This is a genomic window from Kribbella sp. NPDC104740, assembly GCF_055583505.1.
Map to the genome: position 1 here is coordinate 748,529 of NZ_JBVJNV010000003.1, position 19,605 is coordinate 768,133.

The following is a 19,605-nucleotide window of genomic DNA, read 5'->3' on the forward strand; positions in this document are numbered from 1 at the left end:
GCAAGCGTCAGCCTCGAAGACCGGAGAGCAACTCCCGCACCTCTTCGGACCGCGGGTCGCCGAGGCGCTCGTACAGCTGGATCGAACGCTCCCAGATCGACTCGGCCTCGGCTTCGCGGTGGAGGGCGACGAGCGTCCGGCCGAGGAGGTGGAGCGCCGGGGCTTCGCGGTTCTCCGTGGGGTGGCGGACGGCGATCTGCAGGCCGGCTCTGAGGACCTGTTCGGCTTCGATGAACTCGCCCGCGGCCAGCAAGGTCGATCCCAGTTCCTCGTGGGCGTCGGCTTCGAGGACCTCCAGCCCTTGGTCCCGCGTCGCGACGATGTTGGCGCGCAGCGTTGTGGCCGCGACGTCGTACCGGCCGCTCTCCCGGTAGGAGCGTCCGATCATCGAGGTGTGGATCGCCGCCGGTCCGGGCTTCGAGCGTTCGGGCATCAGGGCGAGTGCACGGTCGAACGCCGACTGCTGGCGCTCCAAGTCGCCGACTCGCCCGGCCAGTGAACCGACGGCGACGTTGGTGCCGACCTCGTAGACCGTCAGACCGGCTTCGACGACCAGCGCGAGCGCCTCCTCGCCGTACGGTATTCCCTCGGCCGGCCGGTCGAGGCATCCCAAGGTGTAGCCGAGGTCGACCAGGCAGCACGCGATGTCGACCGTCGAGCCCAGCCTGCGCGCCTCCGCCAACGCCCGTCGCAGCCACGGCTCCGACTCCTCGTAGAGTCCCATCCCGCTGGCCAGAACGCCGGCCCAGTAGAGCCGCCCGATGGTTTGGTCCTCCGGCAGCTCGTCCGGAATCTCGGTCACCGCGAGGATCGCGGACCTCGCCTCGGCGAACCTCCCCAGAGCCACCGCGAGGATCGGCATCCCCAACGCCAGCCGGACGGTGAGGAGCCTGTCACCGGAACGGTCGCGGGTCGCCCCGGCGTGGGCCAGCCTCACCAGGTTGGGCAGCTCGGCCTCCAGCCAGCTCAAAGCCGGCTCTGCGTCGTCGAGCTCCTCGGCACCGGTCGACCAGGCGACACCGGTCGCCGAGCCGAACCTCTCCGCACCTCCGCGCAGTTCGTTCCAGCGCCAGAGCGTCGAGACGTAGCAGGCCAGCTCGCGCGAACCCACGTCCGCGATCTCCGCCTCGGACAGCGTCTCGGCGGCGAGGGCCCGGCCGGTCTCCCGGACGAGGTCGTGCATGCGGTACTGATGCGGCAGCGGTGTCTCCAGGAGCTGTACGTCGACCAGGCGTTCAAGGAGGTCCTCGGTGTCGTCCAGCGAACGGTTCAGGACCTTCGCCGCAGCGCGCAGGGGGAAACGATCGCCGTCGAACAGGGCGAGCGCGGGGAACGACTCCGCCGCGGCGACCTCGACAGGACGGGCGGTGCGGATCAGGTGGTCGAGGGACAGGCTGATGCTGCGGCCCACCTCGGCTGCCGGACCGGTCAGGACCTCCCGGCGACCGCGGTCCTCGGACAGGCCGGCTGCCAGGTTCTCCAAGCCGGCCGTCTTCGCGCGGCCGCCGGCGATGCGGATCGCGAGCGGCAGCAGGCCGCAGCGGCGTACGACTTCCCGGGCCGTCGGCTCCTCGCTGGTCAGCAGCGGTCGGCCGATCACCGCTGTCAGGAGCTCGAGGGCCTCGTCCTCGGTCAGGATCTCCAGCCCGAGATGACGGGCGCCCGGCAAGGACGCCAGCGGGTGCCGGCTGGTGAGGACGACTACCGCGCCCGGCGTACCGGGCATCAGGCTGGTCACCTGCTCCACACTCGCGACATCGTCCAGCAGCAAGAGGATCTGACGGCCGGCCATCGCTGTTCGGTAGCGGGCGGCGGTGATCTCGACCTGTGCCGACGGACCGGCCGGCGGCAGCCCGAGGGCCAGCAGCAGGGCGTCGAGTGCGTCCGTGGTCGAGAGCGGCGTGTCACCACCTCCGCGGAGGTTGAGGTAGAGGTGACCGTCGGGGAAAGCGTCGAAGGTCTGGTGCGCGGCCTGCACGGCGAGGGTGGTCTTGCCGACGCCGGCCATACCTCCGATGGAGGAGATGACGATGCCGGGACTGGCGGCGTACGGCGAGCGGAGGAGGGTGACGAGGTCGTCGAGCTCGGTGACGCGGCCGGTGAAGTCGGGGATCGCTGGTGGGAGGTGGCGCGACACACCGCGATCGCCCGCACTGGGGCGGCGGGCGGATTCCGTCAGCCGGCGAGCGTCGGCTTCATCGAGGTCCAGCGCTTCGGCCAACTGACGGATGGTGGTGGGCCGGGGGTACTGACGGCGACCACCTTCGAGGGCGCTGATGGCTCGCGTGCTGAGCCCGGCGCGGTCGGCCAGCGACTCCTGGGTGAGGCCGGCTCGTCGGCGGAGTTGGCGCAGCAAAGCGGCCAGAGGGGCGGGCACCTGCGCATCGTACGGCGGCCTGGCGCGGTGGCCGAGAGATGAGCGTTCAGCCGTCGTACTGTTCGCTGGCCGTCTGAACCTCGGAAAGCAGTTCCAAGACCTCCTCGGCGCGGGAATCTGCGACCCGCCGGTACTGCGTCAGCGCCAGCTCCCACTGCTCGCGGGCGTCGTCGACCAGCCCGAGACCGGCGAACGCGCGACCGAGATAGTGCCGAAGCCGCCCTTCCCGCAGGTCCGCCGGGTACCGCACCGCGACTGCGATCCCGGCCTCGAGGACCTCGCGGGCTTTGAGGTGATCACCGACTGCCAACCAGGTGAGGCCCAGCACCTCCAGGGCGTCGCACTCGACCACCTCCGCGCCGAGCCGGCGTACCTGATCGAGGTTGTCGGTCAGCACCGCGACCGCCGCCTGGTGATTCCCGCTCTCGGTCAGCGCGTGCCCGATCAGGTTGCGATGCACGGCGTCGGCTCTCGGAGCGCCCCTCGCTGGCATCCGCTCGATCGCCTCCTGGAACGCCGCCCACTGCCCGTCGAGGTCGCCCGTCCACCCCTTCAGCGCGCCGAAACCGATCAGGGCACCGACCCTGAGCATGCTCGCCTCCGGGTGTTTCTCGACCAGAGTCAGCGCCTCCTCGGCGTACGGCAGTCCCTCGGCCGCCCGTCCGGAACGGCCCAGGTTGTAGCCGAGATCGATCAGCACTGCCGCCAGCGCCCACGGGTCACCGAGCTCCCGAGCCATCGGAAGAGCGCGCAGCCGCCACGGCACGGCCTGCTCGTACAAACCGAGAGTGCTGTACGAGAAGCCCATCTGGTACACCAGCCCCAGCTCGATCCGAGGCTCCAGATCCACCGAGAGATCCACGACCAGCCGCAGTGCCTGATGTGCCTCACCGAATCGCAGCAGGCGTCCGGACAGCTTCGGCAGACCCAGCGCCATCCGGACGGCGACCGTGCGCCCTTCCTGACCTCCGCGCGCGGTACGCCGTACAAGCCGGAGAAGATTCGGCAGCTCCGCCTCGAGCCAGTCGGCTGCCAGGTCGACGTCCTGCACATCTTCGGCACCCGCTGCCCAGGACCGCGGCCCCCTCGACCGGTACCGGTCCGGTCCGCCGGTCAGCTCGTCGAACCGCCACAGCATCGCGAGGTAGCACTCGATCTCCCGACGCCGGGGATCCTCCAAGGATGCGCTCTGCGGTCCCAGACCCGCCCGGGCCACCGCTCGGACGAGATCGTGCATCCGGTACTGGTTCGGCGCCGGAGTCTCCAGCAGGTGCTCGTCGACGAGTTGTTCGAGGCACTCCTCGGTCTCGGCCTGCGAACGACCGAGAACGGCCGCTGCCACACGTAACGGGAAGCGATCTCCTTCGAGCGCTCCCAGCAGCGGGAAGATCTCGGCCGCGGACCGCTCCACGGCGTCACCTGCTCCGAGCGTGTCCAGCGACAGCGAAATGCTGCGAGCGACACCTCCTGCCGTCCCCGCGAGCACCTCGAGCCTTCCGGACTCCTCGGCCAGCTCGGCGGCGAGCTCCCGAAGTCCACTACCGGTCCTCTCCACGTGCCGGCCCGCGATACGGATGGCCAACGGGAGCAACCCGCAGCTGTGCACGACCTGCCGCGCGGCGTCCGGGTCGGCTTCGATACAGGCGGTACCGGCGACACGTCCCAGCAAGTCGAGGGCTTCGCCCTCTGTCATCACATCCAGCTCGACGTGGTGTGCTCCAGGCAGGCCGGTCAGCCGGCGACGGCTGGTCACGACCACCACCACACCGGCAACGCCTGGCATCAGCGGGAGGACCTGCTCGACGTTTGTGGCGTCGTCCAGGACGATCAGCATCCGTCGTCCGGCCAGAGCCGTGCGGTAGCGCATGGACACCAGGTCGAGATCGCCGGCGGCCTCGGGTCTGACGCCCAGCATCGACAGAAGCGCCGCCAGGGCCTCCCCTGCTGTCAGCGGATCAACCGTGCCGCGGAGGTTGAGGTAGAGCCGGCCATCGGGGAACGCGTCAGCTGACAGATGTGCTGCCTGGAGGGCCAGCGCGGTCTTCCCGACGCCGCCCATTCCGCCGATCGCCGACACGACGATGCCGGGCGAGGCCGCGAGTGGCGCGTTCAGGAGGCCGGTCAGGACATCGAGTTGGGGTGCCCGACCGGTGAAGTCGGCCAGGGGTGGTGGGAGTGCGCCAGGACTCTTGGTCCCTGCCGCGGGGCTTCTGGGGCGCCGAGCCGACGCAGTGAGTCGGCTCCGGTCACCAGCGCCGAGCGCCAGAGCGTCGGCCAGCTGCTCCACCGTGGCCGCGCGGGGGTAGCGGCGGCGACCGCCTTCGAGGGCGCTGATCGCCTGGGCGCTGAGGCCGGCGCGATCGGCGAGGGCCTCCTGCGTCAGGCCTGCGCTGCTGCGGAGTTGGCGCAGCAAAGCGGCCAGAGGGGTTACCGGGGCGGGCACGTGCGCATCGTACGGCGGAGCGTCAGGCGTGAGCCTCGTCGTACTCGTCGCGTGCGGTCTGCACCTCGGGCACCTTCGCCTCGACCCACTCCGTGATGCACCGCACGTACGTCGCCGCCTCGGTGCCCATCGGGGTCAGCGAGTAGTCGACCCGCGGTGGGATCACCGGCTGCGCTGCCCGGTGCACGAAGCCGTCGCGTTCGAGCGTCTGCAGGGTCTGGGCGAGCATCTTCTCGCTGACGCCTTCGATGTGGCGGCGGAGTTCGCTGAAGCGGTAGGAGCGGTCCAGGAGGGAGACCAGGACCAGGACGCCCCAGCGGCTGGTGACGTGTTCCAGGATCACGCGGGACGGGCAGCCGACGCGGTTCACGTCGGGGAGCAGAGCGGTCATCGGAGCCTCCTTACTTCGAGAGTAGTACCTTACTTCAAAGTGGGTACTTTCGTAGAGTTAGTACCGTCGCTACGGTGAGTGTAAGAGAGAAACTCGACCGGAGGAAGAAGCAGAGATGAGCATCGTGGTGACGGGGTCGACCGGGGCGCTGGGGCGGCTGGTGATCGAGGAGCTGCTGGCGGCGGGGGTGCCGGCCGGGGAGATCAAGGCGGTTGCCCGGAGCAAGGAGAAGGCGGCGGACCTGGCCGAGCGCGGGGTCGAGGTCGTGGTCGCGGACTACGACCGGCCGGAGACGTTCGACGGCGTGCTGTCGGCCGGCGACCGGGTGCTGCTGGTGTCGGCGACCGAGGCGGGGCGGCGGATTCCGCAGCACCAGGTGGTGATCGACGCCGCGAAGGCCGCGGGTGTCGCGCAGCTGGCGTACACCGGTGTCTTCGGTGGACCGAACGCGGACTTCGTGCTGGCCGACGACCACCGCGCGACCGAGCAGGCGATCCTCGACTCGGGGCTGCCGTACACGTTCCTGCGCAACAACTGGTACACGGAGATCCTCCTCCTCGGGCTCGAGCACGCGGTCGACGCGGGCGCGGTCGTCAACGGCGTCGCCCCCGGGAGCCGGATCGCGACCGCGGCGCGGGCGGACTACGCCGCCGCGGCGGCCGTCGTACTGCGGACGGACGGACACACCGGGCAGGCGTACGAGCTGAGCGGTGACACCGCGTGGGCGTTCGACGAGTTCGCCGCCGAGGTCGCGGCGCAGGCCGGGAAGCCGGTCGTGCACACGACGCTGGGCCACGACGAGAACCACGCGCGGCTGGTCGCGATCGGTCTGCCGGCCGACTACGCCGAGGTGCTCGCCGACGTCGACGACGCGATCTCGCGCGGGGCCCTGGCCTGTACGCCGGGCGACCTGGCGCGCCTGATCGGCCGCCCGACCACCCCGATCGCCGAGACGATCCGCGCCGCACTCAACTAGAACAAAGGGGGATCCACGGACACGGAGTCCGTGGATCCCCCTTCCCCCAGGTCCAGGTCAGCCCAGGTGGGCCGCCGCCGAGCGGGCGATCGCCTCGAAGTTCGCGGGCTTGATGCCCTTGCCCATCTCGCGGAACGCGACCACCGAGACGATCGCGCCCTTGCGCGTCACGGCGTACGGGAAGCCGCCGTCCTCGCTGCCCGGGTCCGACGGCAGCGGGTAGTCGTACCAGCGGACGATCCGGGTCGCGTCGCCGACCGCGATCGCGCGGTTCTCGGTGACCTTGCGCGCGTGCGTCGGCGCCGGCCGCGCGGCCTTGCAGGTCGCGATCGTCTTCAGGATCGAGTCGTACGCCGCGGTCGCCGCCTTGGCGTCGGCGTACCGGGTCAGCCACTGGCCGCCGTCGGCGTCGAGGCCGTTGGTGAAGTTGCGGCTGAGCGCGCCGAGCACCCCGTCGCCGCGGGTCGAGCCGCGGCCGCAGATCGGCGTGCTGGCGCTGCCGGCGGTCGCGGCCCAGCCGCGCTTCGGGTCCCCCTTGGCGACCTCGCCGCCGGTCAGCAGCATCGAGTTGGTCAGACGGACGGGCTTGAGCGGCGTCGGTGTCTCCACTGGTTTCCCCGGAGTCTTCGTCGGCGTGGGTACGCCGGTGGGAGTGCCGCTCGGCGTGACCGAGGGCGTCGCCGTCGGCGTCCCCTCGGTCGGCGTACCGGACGGCGTCGGTGTGCTGGCCGGCCCGGTGGGCGCGGTGCTCAGCGGGGCCGGGCTCCCGGTGCCCGGCTTGTCGTTGCCGCAGGCGGCCAGCGCCAGCGGCAGCACGGCCAGCGTGGCCGCGATCTTCCATCCCCGTACCGACATGTCGTCAACCTTCTGCTCGTTCGCTCCTCGACCCAATGGACGCTAGCGATCGGCATTTGGTTGGCTCCGGATTTCCCGGCGGTTTCGGTGTCTCAGTTCTCGATCGTCGCGAGGACAGCGGCGTGGTCCGACGGCCAGACGCCGTCGACCGGCCGATCACCGGTACGCCGTACGCCGGTCACCCGCGCCGGCGGCCCGACGTGGATGTAGTCGACCCGGCAGCTCGGCCCGAACGTGACGTACGGGTTGGCCGCGTCCCAGGTCGGCCCGGGCCCGTCGGCGTACTCCCAGGCGTCGATCAGCACCAGCCCCGGTACGGCGGGCGCCGTCCGCACGCCCCCGAACAGCCGCAACTCGTCGGAGTCGGGCACCGCGTTGAAGTCGCCGGTCACCACCGGCGGATGCGAACCGGGGCGCTCGGCAACAAACCCGGCGAGCGCGCGGACCTGGGCGCAGCGCACCGCCGAGGCGTGCAGCGGCGCCTCCAGGTGGGCGGTGAAGAACGGGACGCCACCGGTCCGGGCGTACAGCGCATTGCGACCCTCCGCGCCAGGCAGGTCCAGCACCGCGGGCTCCTCCAGCGGCCATCGGCTCAGCAGAGCATTGCCCACGGCAACCGATGGATCGCCGATCCGCTCCTGCCACAGCTCCGGCCGGCGCAGCGGCGCGAACGCCCAGTGCATCCCCAGCTCGGCCGCGAGCCGACCCGCCTGGTTTTCGTTGCCCTGGGCCCACACTTCCTGGAGCCCGATCAGGTCGGCGTCGGCCTCCCGCAGGACGGCGAGAATCGCTTCGGCCCGTTCCTCCCACGGGCCGAAGCGCCACCACACGTTCCAGGTGAGGACCTTCACCCGCGGCGGCGGCCGTCCAGCCCGAGCGTCGAGACGCGGGCGATCAGCGACCGCGGGACGAAGCGAGCGCCGGCCACGATCAGCTTGTAGCGCCAGGACGGGACCGACACCGCCTTGCCCTGCATCAGGTCCTTCCACGCCTCGTCGACCAGGTCTGTCGCGTCCAGCCACATGAACGACGGGATGGAGCTCTTGTCCATCCCCATCCGCGCGTGGAACTCGGTGTGCACGAAGCCCGGCGCCAGCGCCATCACCGCGACGCCCTTGGCGTGCAGCTCGATCGCGAGACCGGACGAGAAGCTCGTCACCCATGCCTTGTGCGCGGCGTACGTCCCGCGTGGCACGAACCCGGCCACCGACGACACGTTCACGACCGCGCCCGAGCCGCGCTCGATCATCGGCAGCACCGCCGCGTGCGTCAGCCGCAGTACGACGCGCACCAGCAGGTCGAGCTGCTGCTCCTCCTGCTCGATGGTGTTCGCCCAGAACGGTTTCTTCTGGCCGAACCCCGCGTTGTTGACCAGCACCTCGATCGGCCCGTCCGCGAACCGCCGCTCGACGACCGCGAGCTGCTCCGGGTCGGTCAGGTCCGCCGCCAGCACCTCGCACGCGACACCGTGCAGCTTGGTGATCTCGGCGGCGACGTCCTTCAGCCGCTCCTCGTCCCGAGCCACCAGCACCAGGTCGTACCCCTCGAGCGCCAGCTTGTCCGCGAACGCCCGCCCGATCCCCGCCGTGGGCCCGGTAACCAGCGCAGTAGCCACGCCACTATCCCTCCGTCGGTGAGGCCCCCAGTCTGTCACTATCCTGGCCGGATGCTCGCCCCCGTGGACACCTGGGTGCTGGATCTCGACAACATCTCTACCCGCCGGCCAGATGAACGCACGCATCCGCGAGTACGTCGGAGACGGCCTGGGTGGACCGTTCACCGAGCAGCGGTACGGCGTACGAGCTGCTCGGTGAACGGCGGTGGCACGTGCGGGACCTGACGGCGTTCCTCTACTCCTTGACCGCGCCCGCGGTCAGGCCCTGGACGATGTAGCGGCTGGCGACCGCGAACAGGATCATCGTCGGGATGATCGACAGCACCGCCGCGGCCGACATCGAGCCCCAGTCGATGTTGTAGCTGGAGATGAAGCCGTTCAGCGCCGCCGGGACGGTCTTGTTGCTGTCGCTGTTGAGCAGCGTGACCGACAGGAACAGCTCGTTCCAGCAGTTCACGAAGTTGAAGATGTACGACGCGGCGATGCCGGGCGTCATCACCGGGACGAGCACCCGGAAGAGCGCCGAGAACCGCGAGCAGCCGTCGACCATCGCCGCCTCCTCGAGCGACGCGGGGACGTTCTCGAAGAAGCCCCGGAGCATCACCGTGCAGAGCGGGATCGACACCGCGACGTACACGAGCACCAGACCGACGCGGCTGTCGACCAGGTACATCCGGGTCATCAGGATGTACAGCGAGCCCAGCGCGATGAAGCCGGGGATCATCTGCGTCACCAGGAACGCGCCCATCACCGCGCCCTTGGAGACGAACTCGAACCGGGCCAGTACGTACGCCGCCAGCAGCGACACCACCGTCGCCAGCGCGGCCGCGACCAGCGACACGATCAGGCTGTTGCCGATGAACACCCCGAAGTTCGACTGCTCGAACAGGCCGGTGTAGTTCTCCAGCGAGAACTCCGACGGCCAGTACTTCAGCGGGTAGGCGAAGATCGAGCCCGGGTCCTTGAACGACGTGACCAGGATCCAGTACAGCGGGAACACGGTCAGCACCAGGCAGATCCCGAGCCCGGTGAAGCGCGCGATCTTCCCGGCCAGCGACTGGTCGAGGATCATCCGGCCACCACCTTCCGTCGGGTCCTCGGGGTCCGGGTCCGGACCGCGAGCAGGTAGAAGATCGCGAACAGCAGCAGCACGAAGACCACCATCACGCCCATCGCGGAGGCGCGCCCGTAGTCGCCCTCCTGGGTCACCTGGATCATGTACGACGTGACGATGTGGGTCTCGTTCGCGGGCCCGCCGCCGGTCATGCCGAAGATCAGCTCGGGCGAGTTGAACGTCCAGATGATCCGCAGCAGCACGGTCAGCGCGAGCGTGGTCCGGATCGACGGGATGGTGATGCTGAACAGCGTCCGGACCTTGCCGGCGCCGTCGATCGCCGACGCCTCGTACAGCTCGTCCGGGACGGACTGCAGCGCGGCCAGGATCATGATCGCGAAGAACGTCACGCCGTACCAGACGTTCGCGGCGATCACCGCGACCATCGCGTACTTCGCGTCGGCCAGCCAGGGCACGGGCGTGTCGATCAGGTGCGTCTTCATCAGCAGGTCGTTGACGACGCCGAACTCACCGTTGAACATCCAGCGGAACAGGATGCCGATCAGGAAGCCGGACACCGCCCACGGGAAGAACACCAGCGCCTGGTACGCGCCGCGGAAGCGGAACTTGCGGCGCAGCCAGAGCGCCATCGTGAACCCGATCAGGAACTGCGGCACCAGCGACCCGACCACCCAGACGACCGAGTTCTTCACGGTGCCGCGGAACATCTCGTCGCCGACCAAAGTGCGGAAGTTGTCCAGCCCGATCCACGAGGTGTCGGACAGGTCGTTCAGGTTGTAGTTGCGGAAGGCCATCGAGATGCCGTTCAGCAACGGGTAGTAGGTGAACAGCCCGACGAACGCGATCGCGGGCAGCATGAACGCGAGCAGCACCAGCGCCGTCCGGCCGCTGAACCGCCGCCGCCCTCCGGCCGGTGGCCGCGAGCCCGCCGTACGGCGCGAGCTCGCGGGCGGCCTCGTGTCGACAGCCATCAACTCACTTCCCGGCCCACTTGGCCGTCCAGTACTCGTCCCAGCCCTTGAGGATCTCCGCGGGCTGGGCCTTGCCGGTGATCAGCTTCTGCACGTCGGCGTCGGACTTGTTGCCCCACTCGGTCGACCACGGCACGCCGCGCGGCTGGGTGACCACGACGTAGGTGTCCGGCGAGGAGTTCATCGCGACGTACGACGCCCACGGGCCGTCCTTGAAGAACGGGTCCTCGGCGGCCGACTTGAGGATCGGGACCAGGCTGTTCTCCTTGGAGAAGGTCAGCGCGGAGTCGCCCGAGGTGAGGAACTTGACCAGCTTGACCGCCTCGGCCTTGTGCTCGCTGCCCTGCGCGACCCCCCAGCCGGCGTTGGCCAGCGGCTGCGCGGCCTTACCGGTCGGGCCGACCGGCAGCGGCGCGGTGCCCCACTGGTCCTCCTTGATCGTCTTGGACTCGCGGACGGTCGCGATCACCTCCGGGTCCTGGAGCAGGAAGCCCGTCGTACCGGAGGTGAAGCCCTGCACCATCTCCGGGTAGCCCCAGCTCACCGAGGACGGCGGGGAGGCGTTCTTGAACAGGTCGAGGTACAGGTTCAGCGCGTCGACGGCCTTCGGGGACGAGAAGATCGTCTTGCCGTCGGTCAGCTTGAACGCGTTGTCCTTGTTGATGTCGTCGATCACGTAGCCGGAGATCACCGCGATCGCGTTGCCGGCCCCACCGAGCCCACCGCGGAACGAGTACCCGTACTTGTTCTTCTTCGGGTCGTTGATCTTCTTGGCCTGCTCGACCATCTCCGACCAGCTCTTCGGCGGCCCGGCGAACCCGGCCTGCTGGACCAGGTCCTTGCGGTAGAACAGCGAGAGACCGTAGAAGCCGTACGGGACCATGTACGACTTGCCGCCCTGCTGCGTGACGGCCAGCGCGTTCGGCGTCAGCGCCTGCAGCCCGTCCCAGTCCTTCAGGTCGGGCGCCATGTCGTAGATCCACTTGTTGGTGGAGAACGGGCCGACCGTGGTGTCCCGCACCTCCAGCACGTCGACGCCCTTGCCGGACTGCAGCATCTGGGTGATCTTCTGGTCGGCCTGGTTGGTCGGTGGCGAGATCAGCTGCACCGTGATCCCGGAGTTCGCCTTCTCGAAGTCGGCGATCAGCTTCTTGAGCAGCGCGGTCCGGGTCGGGTTGGTCAGGCTCTCGACCATCTGGAGCTTGACCTCACCGCCGCTCTGGGCCTTCTCGGCCGGACCGGGCCCGCAGGCGGTGAGCGCCAGCGTGGCGGCGGCCAGAGCCGCGGTCAGAGGTGCGAGCATCTGTCGGTGACGCATGGCGCTTCTCCTCAGGGGATGTGGGCCAGGGCAGGGGACATCAGACGAGTTGGTCAACCGTTGTCCGCACATTAACCACATTCACGCGGGGTGGACAAGAACTCGCCGCAGATGTGACCGTAAGTGGTCTGAGGACTTAACATCAGTACGCCGGGTCGGACCGGCTGGTGGAACGGGGAGGAGGCGGCCGATGGCGGCGACCGACCGCGCGTTGACCGGGCTGCGGCAGATGATCGCGTCCGGCGAGCTCGGCCCGGGGGCAAAGTTCCCGCCGGAGCCGGAGCTGTGCGACCACCTCGGAGTCTCCCGCAGCTCGTTGCGCGAGGCAACACGTTCGCTGGCCGCGCTGGGCGTGATCGAGTCGCGGCACGGGTCGGGCACGTACGTGTCGGCGCTGGATCCGGCGGAGATCATCAGCCGGTTCTCGCTGTCGGTCGAGCTGATCCCTCTGGAAGGTGTGCTGCAACTGCTCGAAGTACGCCGGATCCTGGAGGCGCACGCGACGGCCGCGGCCGCTGCGCGGCAGGATCCCGCGCTGGCCGAGCGTCTCGCCGGCATTCTCGACCGGCTGGAGGCGACCACCGACGCGGGTGAGATCCAGGCCCTCGACGCCGAGTTCCACGGCGCGATCTGTGAGGCGGGTGGGAATCCGACGGTGACCGCGCTGACCGGGGTGATTCGCGGGCGCGGCGGGCACTACCGGATCTTCGAGCCGGGCGCGGACTTCGACGCGATCAAGCGGACGAGCGATCTCGGGCACCGGGCGATCCTCGCGGCGATCAGCCACCGGGACCCGGCGGCCGCGGCGACCGCGGCGTCGGCGCACATCGCGCAGACGGAGCTGTGGTTGCGGGCATTGCGGCCGGAGCCGCAGGTCGAGCTCCCCGCCGCCGACTGACCGGCGTCAGGCGAGCGCGATCGCGCCGGGCGTCAGGCGTCAGGCGTCAGGCGTCAGGCGTCAGGCGTCAGGCGTCAGGCGTCAGGCGAGCGCTATCGCGACGATCCCGGCCAGGACCACGGCGCTGCCGACCAGCCGGCGCTTCGCACCCGACTCACCGAGCACGAGCCACGCCGCCAGGCCACTCAGCACGATGCTCATCTCGCGCGCGGGCGCGACCAGGCTGACCGGCGCCAGCCGCATCGCGTACAGCACCATCAGGTAGGCGATCGGCGACAGCACCCCGACGACGAGGATCTCGCGCTTGTTCTCCTTCCAGAGCAGCCGCAGCGGCTCCGGCTTGCTGAGGACCTGCGGCGCGAGCAGCAGGCTCTGCAGGATCGACGCCGCGGCGAAGTAGATCAACGGCGGCACGGCCAGGTCGGTCACCGAGAACGCGTCCCACAACGTGTACGCCGCGATCAGCGCGCCGGTCGCCACGCCGTACACGACCCCGGCCTTGACCCCGCCGCGCGCCGACTGTTGCCTTCGGCCACCACTGATGCCGAGCACACCGGCGATGATCAGCGCCGCGCCGACCAGGCCGAGGACGCCGGGGCGCTCGCCGAGCAGGAGCACCGCGAAGGCGACCGACAGCAGCGGCCCGGTCCCCCGCGCGACCGGGTAGACGACGGACAGGTCGCCGACGTCGTACCCGCGTTGCAGGACGATGCCGTAACCGATGTGCAGCACCGCGGTGACCAGGGCCGCGACGAGCCAGTTCCAGTGCGGGTGCACGTCGGACGTGATCAGTGCGATCACCAGCGCGGGGAGCAGGAGCACGCTCGCGGCCGTGTAGTAGGACCAGACGAAGGCCGCGCCACCGCGTCGTACGCGCTTGGCGGCGAAGTTCCAGGCGGCGTGCAGCACGGCGGCGCCGAGCACGAGGGACAGGGCTGTGGCGTTCACCGCCCGTCAGTCTCCCACCGCATCGGCTCTGCGCGAAAATTTCTTTCTGATGTCGAGATCTTGCAGCGATTCGTCGCGTCGCCGTACTGTCCGGGCACCAACGTCCGAGGGGGTTCCGTTGTCCCACCCAAGGTTCCGTCGCCGCCGGCTCGCGGTGACCAGTGTCGTCGTCGGCGCGCTGCTGACTGGTACCGCCCTGACCGCCGCCGCCCAGCCGCTCCGGCCCGTTCCCCGGGAGACCCGGGCCGGACTCGATCCGGCGCTCGTCCAGGGCCGCGGCGCGACCGTGCCGTTCGTCGAGCAGGAGGCCGAGAACGCGTTCACCACCGGCGAGAAGATCGGCCCGAGCCGGGAGGCGTACACGCTGCCCGCCGAGGCGTCCGGGCGGACCGCCGTACGGCTGACCGAGCGCGGCCAGTACGTCGAGTTCACGCTGACCCGGCCGGCCAACGCGCTGACGCTGCGGTACTCGATCCCGGACTCCGCCGACGGGGGCGGGCTGCGGGCGCCGCTCGACGTGACCGTCAACGGCAAGCGCAAGCAGACGATGACGCTGACCTCGGAGTACGCCTGGCTGTACGGGATGTACCCGTTCTCGAACGACCCGGACGTCGACCCGATCCCGGGTTGGTGGAAGCCGGAGCCGGATCCGGTGAGCAAGCCGTTCCGGCCGAACCACTTCTACGACGAGCAGCGGCTGCTGCTCGGCAAGACCTACCGAGCCGGGGACCGGGTGCGGTTCTCGGTGCCGCGCAACACCCCTGCCTCGTGGTACGTGCTCGACGTCGCCGACTTCGAACTGGTGGCTGCACCGAAGCGGGCGCCGCTGCGGTCTTTGGATGTGCGGCTCTTCGGCGCCGATCCGACCGGACGCCGGGACTCCGCGCCGGCGATCGACCGGGCGATCGCTGCCGCGCGGAAGATCGGCTGGTCGGTCTTCATCCCCGCCGGGACGTTCCAGGTGAACCGGCACATCGTCGTCGACAAGGTGACGGTCCAGGGCGCGGGGAACTGGTGGTCGATCATCAAGGGCTCGGTGCTGCCGCTTCCTGAGCCTGCGCCCGACAAGTCGGTGCACTCGGCGCCCGGTTTCTACGGCAAGTACGCCGCCGACGGCGGCAGCACGCGCGTGCACCTGGCCGACTTCGCGATCGAGAGCGACGTCCGGGAACGGATCGACACCGACCAGGTGAACGGCATCGGCGGCGCGATCGGCGGCGGCTCGTCGATCCGCGGGCTGTACCTGCACCACACCAAGGTCGGCATCTGGCTCGACGGCCCGATGGACGGGCTGCTGATCCGCGACAACATCATCGTCGACCAGATCGCCGACGGGATGAACCTGCACCTCGGCGTCTCGGGGGTCCGCGCGACGAACAACTTCGTCCGCAACAGCGGGGACGACGGGTTGGCGATGTGGTCGGAAGCGAATCCTGACGGCCTGGTCGTGCACAACAACGTCTACGACCACAACACCGTCCAGACCCCGGTCCTGGCCAACAACATCGCCATCTACGGCGGCCGCGACAACGCCGTCACCGACAACCTCGTCGCCGACCCGATCCGCGAAGGCAGCACCCTGCACGCCGGCTCCCGCTTCGGCTCGACTCCCTTTGAGGGCAAGCTGACCTTCGCCCGCAACACCACCGTCCGAGGCGCCCCCCGAGACCTCAACTGGGACCTCGGCCTGGGCGCGATCTGGCTCTACGCCCTGCAGTCGGACATGGAAGGCCAGATCGAGATCACCGACAGCTCCTTCCTCGACTCGACGTACAACGCGTTCATGTTCGTCGTCGACTGGCCGGTCAAGGACGACTACTCCCTGACCAACGTCACCGTCCGCAACATCAAGGTCGACGGCACCGGCACCAACGTCGTCAACGCGAGAGTCGGCGGCGCCGCAACCTTCGAGAACGTGGACGCCCGCAATGTGGGCGCCCCCTTCATCAACAACTGCGGCACCTTCCACTTCAACGGACCCCCTGAGTTCGACGTCCACCTCCTGGAAGGCAACGACGGAGGCTGGACGAGCGCCTCGTGGTGCGAGGACCGCCCGCCGGTAGTACCGCCGCCGGCTCCGTCCGCCTGGAACTGACCACCTGCGCCGCGCCGCCTGAGACACCCCAGGCGGCGCGACGTACCGGCGTACTAATGTCGTGGCATGCGTGCACATGCTCAGCGGCTGAACGGGCTCGGGACGACGATCTTCGCCGAGATGTCGGCGCTCGCGGTGCGGACCGGGGCGGTGAACCTCGGGCAGGGCTTCCCCGACACCGACGGGCCCGACTCCGTGCTCGAGGCGGCGATCACCGCCATCCGCTCCGGCGCGAACCAGTACCCGCCCGGCCGCGGCATCCCCGCGCTGCGGCAGGCGATCGTCGACCACCAGCGCCGCTTCTACGGCCTCGAGTACGACCCCGACACGCAGGTCCTCGTCACCACCGGCGCCACCGAGGCGATCGCCGCCGCCCTGCTCGCGTACGTCGAACCAGGCGACGAGGTGATCGCCCTCGAGCCGTACTACGACTCGTACGCCGCCTGCATCGCGATGGCCGGCGGCCACCGCGTCCCGGTCACGCTGCGCGCCCCGGACTTCCGCCTCGACCTCGACGAGCTCCGCGCCGCGATCACCCCGCGGACGAAGGTGCTGCTGATCAACTCCCCGCACAACCCCACCGGCACGGTCCTCACCGACGACGAGCTCCGCGGCATCGCCGCCCTCGCGGTCGAGCACGACCTGGTCGTGATCACCGACGAGGTCTACGAGCACCTCATCTACGACGGCAGGCAGCACCGCCCGCTCACGGCGTACGAGGGGATGGCGGAGCGCACCGTCTCGATCGGCAGCGCCGGCAAGACGTTCTCGGTGACCGGCTGGAAGATCGGCTGGGTCTCCGGTACGCCGGAGGTGGTGACCGCTGTGAACACCTCGAAGCAGTTCCTCACCTACGTCTCCGGCGCCCCCTTCCAGCCCGCCGTCGCCGAAGCGCTTGCCCTGGGCAATGACTACTTCGACGGCGTCCGCGCCGATCTCCAGCAGCGCCGCGACCTGCTCTGCGACGGCCTGTCAGCGCTGGGCTTCGGCGTCCACCGCCCGCAGGGCACGTACTTCGTCACCACCGACATCCGCCCGCTCGGCCACACCGACGGCGTCGAGTTCTGCCGGATGCTGCCGGAGAAGACCGGCGTGGTCGCGATCCCGCACCAGGTCTTCTACGACAACCTGGACGCCGGCCGCCCGCTGGTGCGCTGGGCGTTCTGCAAGAAGCTCGACGTCCTCGAAGAGGCGCTGAACCGCCTCACCAAACTCTGATTTCCGCTACGGCAGAAAGCGATTCAGGCTCTCGGCATCACGCGCGACGGCAGTCGTCCCGTCGTCCGCGGTGATGATCGGCCGCTGAATCAGAATCGGATCCGCGACCATCGCGGCGATCCACTCATCCCGGTGCTCCGCGTCCTTGGGCACACTCTTGAGCGCCGCGGCGGCCGCCTCGTTCATCCGCGCGACGTGCCACGGCTCGAGATCGAGCCGCTCGAGCGTCTCCTTGAGCTCCTCGACCGTCGGCGGATCGTCGAGATAGCGCCGTACCGTGTACTCGATCCCCGCTTCGTCGAACGCCGCCGTCGCAGCCCGGCACTTCGAGCAGGCCGGATTGACCCAGATCTCCATCAGCGGTGGGTGAACCAGAGTTTGGTCGGCTGCTGCAACATCATCACCAGCAACGCGACGTGCAAAGCCAGCCCGAGCAGACTCCCCGGCAGCGCGCTCACCCCACCCATGATCCCCAGCGCCGCCACCACGATCAGCATGATCCGAGCCCACGGCCGCCGCTTCCGCACGAAGATCGCCGGCAGGATGTACGCCGCCCCGCAGATCAAGATCACCGCAGCCACCAGCCCGCGCGCCCCCGGGTCGCCAGTCAACGTCTCAGCGATCTGCTCCCCCGCCGAGGTCAACGCGAACAACCCGAGCAGGATGCACAACCCACCCAACGCAAACGAAATCACCGAAGCAATAGTCACCTGCTTGGGCGGCGCCACCGGCCCAGGCTGATACCCGTACGCCGCCTGCTGCCCCCACGGATTCCCAGGCTGCTGCCCGTGTCCAACCCCCGGCTGCCCGAACCCACCCTGCTGCCCCGGCTGAACCCCCGCCGGCTGCCCAAACGCCCCGCCGTACGGTCCCGGCCGCTCAGCCCCTGCCGCCGAGTCGTACTGAGGTCCTCCCGAGGGCGCCTGGCCGCTCGCGCCGAAGACGCCTTGATACGGGCCAGGCTGCTCTCCGCGAGGCGCTCCGCCACCCCCGGCCTGCTGACCCCCACCAAACGGCTGCCCAGCACCAGCGGCCCGCGGATCAGCCGACACCGCCGGCTGACCAACCACAGGCGCCGATTGACCGGACGCGGACGAGGGCTCTTGAGCACCGGGCATCGCCGGAGCCGAGGCGGATGCCGGCTGCTCACCAGCAGGCGTCGGTTGGGCCCAAGCGGACGACTGCTGCTCACCGGCGGAGAGCGGCTGCTCATCGGACGCCGAGGTCGACTCACCCGCGACCGGCGGTGTCGGCCGATCAACCGCAGGCGTCGGCTGAGCTGACCCGGACGAAGGGTCATGAGCGGTGGGCGGCTGGGCTGCCGCGGAAGAGGCCTGCTCGGCCCCGGGCGTCGCCTGCTCGCCGTACGGCGAACTCGGCTCACCTGCGACCGGCGGCGTCGGCTCGGCAGCGGCCGGGGCAGTCGGCTGGGTGTCGGCCGGGGTGGGCTCGTCGGGGTTGTGCGGGGCGGCGGGGCCGCCGGGCTGGTCGCTCATGTGAGTGGGTGTCCTCCGCTTCCTTCCCACGATCCTCCCAGATCGCCCAACCGCCCACACGCACCGGCGGGGAAAGACCTCCGGGCCCGCCTACACTCCGCCGGATGACCAAGGAACTCCCCGCCCAGGCCCGCGAACTCCTCGACGGGACCAACATCGCCGTACTCGCCACCGTGAACCCGGACGGCAGCCCGCAGACCTCCCCGATCTGGGTCGGTCGCGACGGCGACGACGTCCTGATCTCGTCGACCGCAGGACTGCGCAAGGTCCGCAACCTGGAGGCCGATCCCCGCGCGAGCGTGGTCGTCGTCGACAGCACCGACCCGCTCCAGTACGCCGAGATCCGCGGCACGGCGACGGTCACCGAGGACGCCGATCGCGTGGTCGCGCAGGCGCTGGCGACCAAGTACGCGGGGCCCGAGGCCGCCACCGAGTACGCCGACCTGCCGCCCGAGGTCCAGCGGGTCGTCGTACGGATCACGCCGGATCGCGTCATCACCCGCGGCTGACGAGCGCCGGGCTCCGTGGATGAGACCTCGCGATCGGGAGACCAATCAGCCGAAGGAGATGCACCGCCCGACGCTCGGCCGAGAGGGCGGACGCTCAGGTCACCGGGCGGGCGAACCGCCGGGTGAGCGGCGACCGGGGTAGCGACGGGCAGGCAGGCAGGCGAGCCCCCGGTGAAGCACGGCGAGTGGAGCGCGAGCGACCGGGGTGGGGATGAGCGGCTGACGAGCGGGTGGATGAGCGGCGGGCGGGCGAGTGAACGGGTGCGCGGCGGGCGGGCGAGGCTCCAGGTGAGCGGCGCGCGGGACGGGTGGGTTAGCAATCGAGCAGACAGGCAAGCGCCAGCGGGCGGAGGCAAGCGGGTGAGCGCGCGAGCGCCCGCATAGTCGGCGGGCGGGTGGGCGTGCAGGTGAGCGGGCGGA

At 69.9% G+C, this 19,605-nt stretch carries 17 protein-coding genes; 5 read left to right on the forward strand and 12 right to left on the reverse strand.

Features of this window, described 5'->3' with window-relative positions; genetic code table 11:
* Positions 1-7: 7 nt before the first annotated feature.
* The 3 genes from ACZ6Z4_RS19715 to ACZ6Z4_RS19725 are packed head-to-tail and all read right to left on the reverse strand — an operon-like array spanning position 8 to position 5,211.
* Positions 8-2,377: a helix-turn-helix domain-containing protein gene (locus tag ACZ6Z4_RS19715; protein ID WP_465565999.1), complete on the reverse strand. Its 2,370-nt coding sequence runs from the start codon at positions 2,375-2,377 to the stop codon at positions 8-10.
* Between the two features lie 46 nt (positions 2,378-2,423).
* On the reverse strand, positions 2,424-4,820 hold the full coding sequence (locus ACZ6Z4_RS19720) for a helix-turn-helix domain-containing protein (RefSeq protein ID WP_465566002.1): 2,397 nt from the start codon (positions 4,818-4,820) through the stop codon (positions 2,424-2,426).
* A 22-nt stretch (positions 4,821-4,842) separates the two neighbouring features.
* A complete protein-coding gene (locus ACZ6Z4_RS19725) occupies positions 4,843-5,211 on the reverse strand; it encodes a winged helix-turn-helix transcriptional regulator (protein ID WP_465566005.1) in 369 nt (122 codons plus the stop codon).
* Positions 5,212-5,326: 115 nt separating this feature from the next.
* Here ACZ6Z4_RS19725 and ACZ6Z4_RS19730 point away from each other — a divergent pair, with 115 nt between their 5' ends.
* Positions 5,327-6,187: an NAD(P)H-binding protein gene (locus tag ACZ6Z4_RS19730; protein ID WP_465566008.1), complete on the forward strand. Its 861-nt coding sequence runs from the start codon at positions 5,327-5,329 to the stop codon at positions 6,185-6,187.
* A 57-nt stretch (positions 6,188-6,244) separates the two neighbouring features.
* On the opposite strand, the gene ACZ6Z4_RS19735 is transcribed toward ACZ6Z4_RS19730, so the two are convergent.
* The 6 genes from ACZ6Z4_RS19735 to ACZ6Z4_RS19760 all read right to left on the reverse strand — a co-directional run bounded on the left by ACZ6Z4_RS19735 (position 6,245) and on the right by ACZ6Z4_RS19760 (position 12,021).
* On the reverse strand, positions 6,245-7,042 hold the full coding sequence (locus ACZ6Z4_RS19735) for a hypothetical protein (protein ID WP_465566011.1): 798 nt from the start codon (positions 7,040-7,042) through the stop codon (positions 6,245-6,247).
* Between the two features lie 92 nt (positions 7,043-7,134).
* Entirely contained in the window at positions 7,135-7,893 is a 759-nt protein-coding gene (locus tag ACZ6Z4_RS19740; protein ID WP_465566014.1) for an endonuclease/exonuclease/phosphatase family protein, read from the reverse strand.
* Complete coding sequence (locus ACZ6Z4_RS19745) at positions 7,890-8,657, reverse strand: SDR family NAD(P)-dependent oxidoreductase (RefSeq protein ID WP_465566017.1); 768 nt, start codon at positions 8,655-8,657, stop codon at positions 7,890-7,892. Before ACZ6Z4_RS19745 ends, ACZ6Z4_RS19740 begins: the two co-directional genes overlap by 4 nt.
* 235 nt (positions 8,658-8,892) lie before the next feature.
* Positions 8,893-9,729 (reverse strand): carbohydrate ABC transporter permease, encoded by an 837-nt coding sequence (locus ACZ6Z4_RS19750; protein WP_465566020.1) that lies wholly within the window; start codon positions 9,727-9,729, stop codon positions 8,893-8,895.
* Entirely contained in the window at positions 9,726-10,703 is a 978-nt protein-coding gene (locus ACZ6Z4_RS19755; RefSeq protein ID WP_465566023.1) for a carbohydrate ABC transporter permease, read from the reverse strand. The genes ACZ6Z4_RS19750 and ACZ6Z4_RS19755 overlap by 4 nt, the downstream gene beginning before the upstream one ends.
* Positions 10,704-10,707: 4 nt before the next feature.
* Positions 10,708-12,021 (reverse strand): ABC transporter substrate-binding protein, encoded by a 1,314-nt coding sequence (locus ACZ6Z4_RS19760; RefSeq protein WP_363669777.1) that lies wholly within the window; start codon positions 12,019-12,021, stop codon positions 10,708-10,710.
* Positions 12,022-12,211: 190 nt separating this feature from the next.
* On the opposite strand from ACZ6Z4_RS19760, the gene ACZ6Z4_RS19765 reads away from it, so the two are divergent.
* On the forward strand, positions 12,212-12,919 hold the full coding sequence (locus ACZ6Z4_RS19765) for a FadR/GntR family transcriptional regulator (protein ID WP_363669779.1): 708 nt from the start codon (positions 12,212-12,214) through the stop codon (positions 12,917-12,919).
* Between the two features lie 81 nt (positions 12,920-13,000).
* On the opposite strand, the gene ACZ6Z4_RS19770 is transcribed toward ACZ6Z4_RS19765, so the two are convergent.
* A complete protein-coding gene (locus tag ACZ6Z4_RS19770; RefSeq protein ID WP_465566028.1) occupies positions 13,001-13,867 on the reverse strand; it encodes an EamA family transporter in 867 nt (288 codons plus the stop codon).
* A gap of 118 nt (positions 13,868-13,985) precedes the next feature.
* On the opposite strand from ACZ6Z4_RS19770, the gene ACZ6Z4_RS19775 reads away from it, so the two are divergent.
* Together ACZ6Z4_RS19775 and ACZ6Z4_RS19780 are read left to right on the forward strand one after the other, a co-directional pair.
* Positions 13,986-15,962, forward strand: a complete 1,977-nt coding sequence (locus tag ACZ6Z4_RS19775; protein WP_465566031.1) for a glycosyl hydrolase family 28-related protein — start codon at positions 13,986-13,988, stop codon at positions 15,960-15,962.
* 66 nt (positions 15,963-16,028) lie between these two features.
* A complete protein-coding gene (locus ACZ6Z4_RS19780) occupies positions 16,029-17,180 on the forward strand; it encodes a pyridoxal phosphate-dependent aminotransferase (RefSeq protein ID WP_465566034.1) in 1,152 nt (383 codons plus the stop codon).
* 6 nt (positions 17,181-17,186) lie between these two features.
* Here the strand turns inward: ACZ6Z4_RS19780 and ACZ6Z4_RS19785 are convergent, their stop codons facing one another.
* Both ACZ6Z4_RS19785 and ACZ6Z4_RS19790 read right to left on the reverse strand, forming a co-directional pair.
* The gene (locus ACZ6Z4_RS19785) at positions 17,187-17,537 is read right to left on the reverse strand and encodes an ArsC/Spx/MgsR family protein (RefSeq protein WP_465566037.1); all 351 of its coding nucleotides are present in this window, start codon (positions 17,535-17,537) and stop codon (positions 17,187-17,189) included.
* Positions 17,537-17,875 carry a hypothetical protein gene (locus ACZ6Z4_RS19790; RefSeq protein WP_465566040.1) on the reverse strand — a complete coding sequence of 113 codons (339 nt, stop codon included), beginning with the start codon at positions 17,873-17,875 and terminating at the stop codon, positions 17,537-17,539. The genes ACZ6Z4_RS19785 and ACZ6Z4_RS19790 overlap by 1 nt, the downstream gene beginning before the upstream one ends.
* Before the next feature lie 905 nt (positions 17,876-18,780).
* On the opposite strand from ACZ6Z4_RS19790, the gene ACZ6Z4_RS19795 reads away from it, so the two are divergent.
* Entirely contained in the window at positions 18,781-19,185 is a 405-nt protein-coding gene (locus ACZ6Z4_RS19795; protein ID WP_465566043.1) for a PPOX class F420-dependent oxidoreductase, read from the forward strand.
* Positions 19,186-19,605 lie beyond the last annotated feature (420 nt).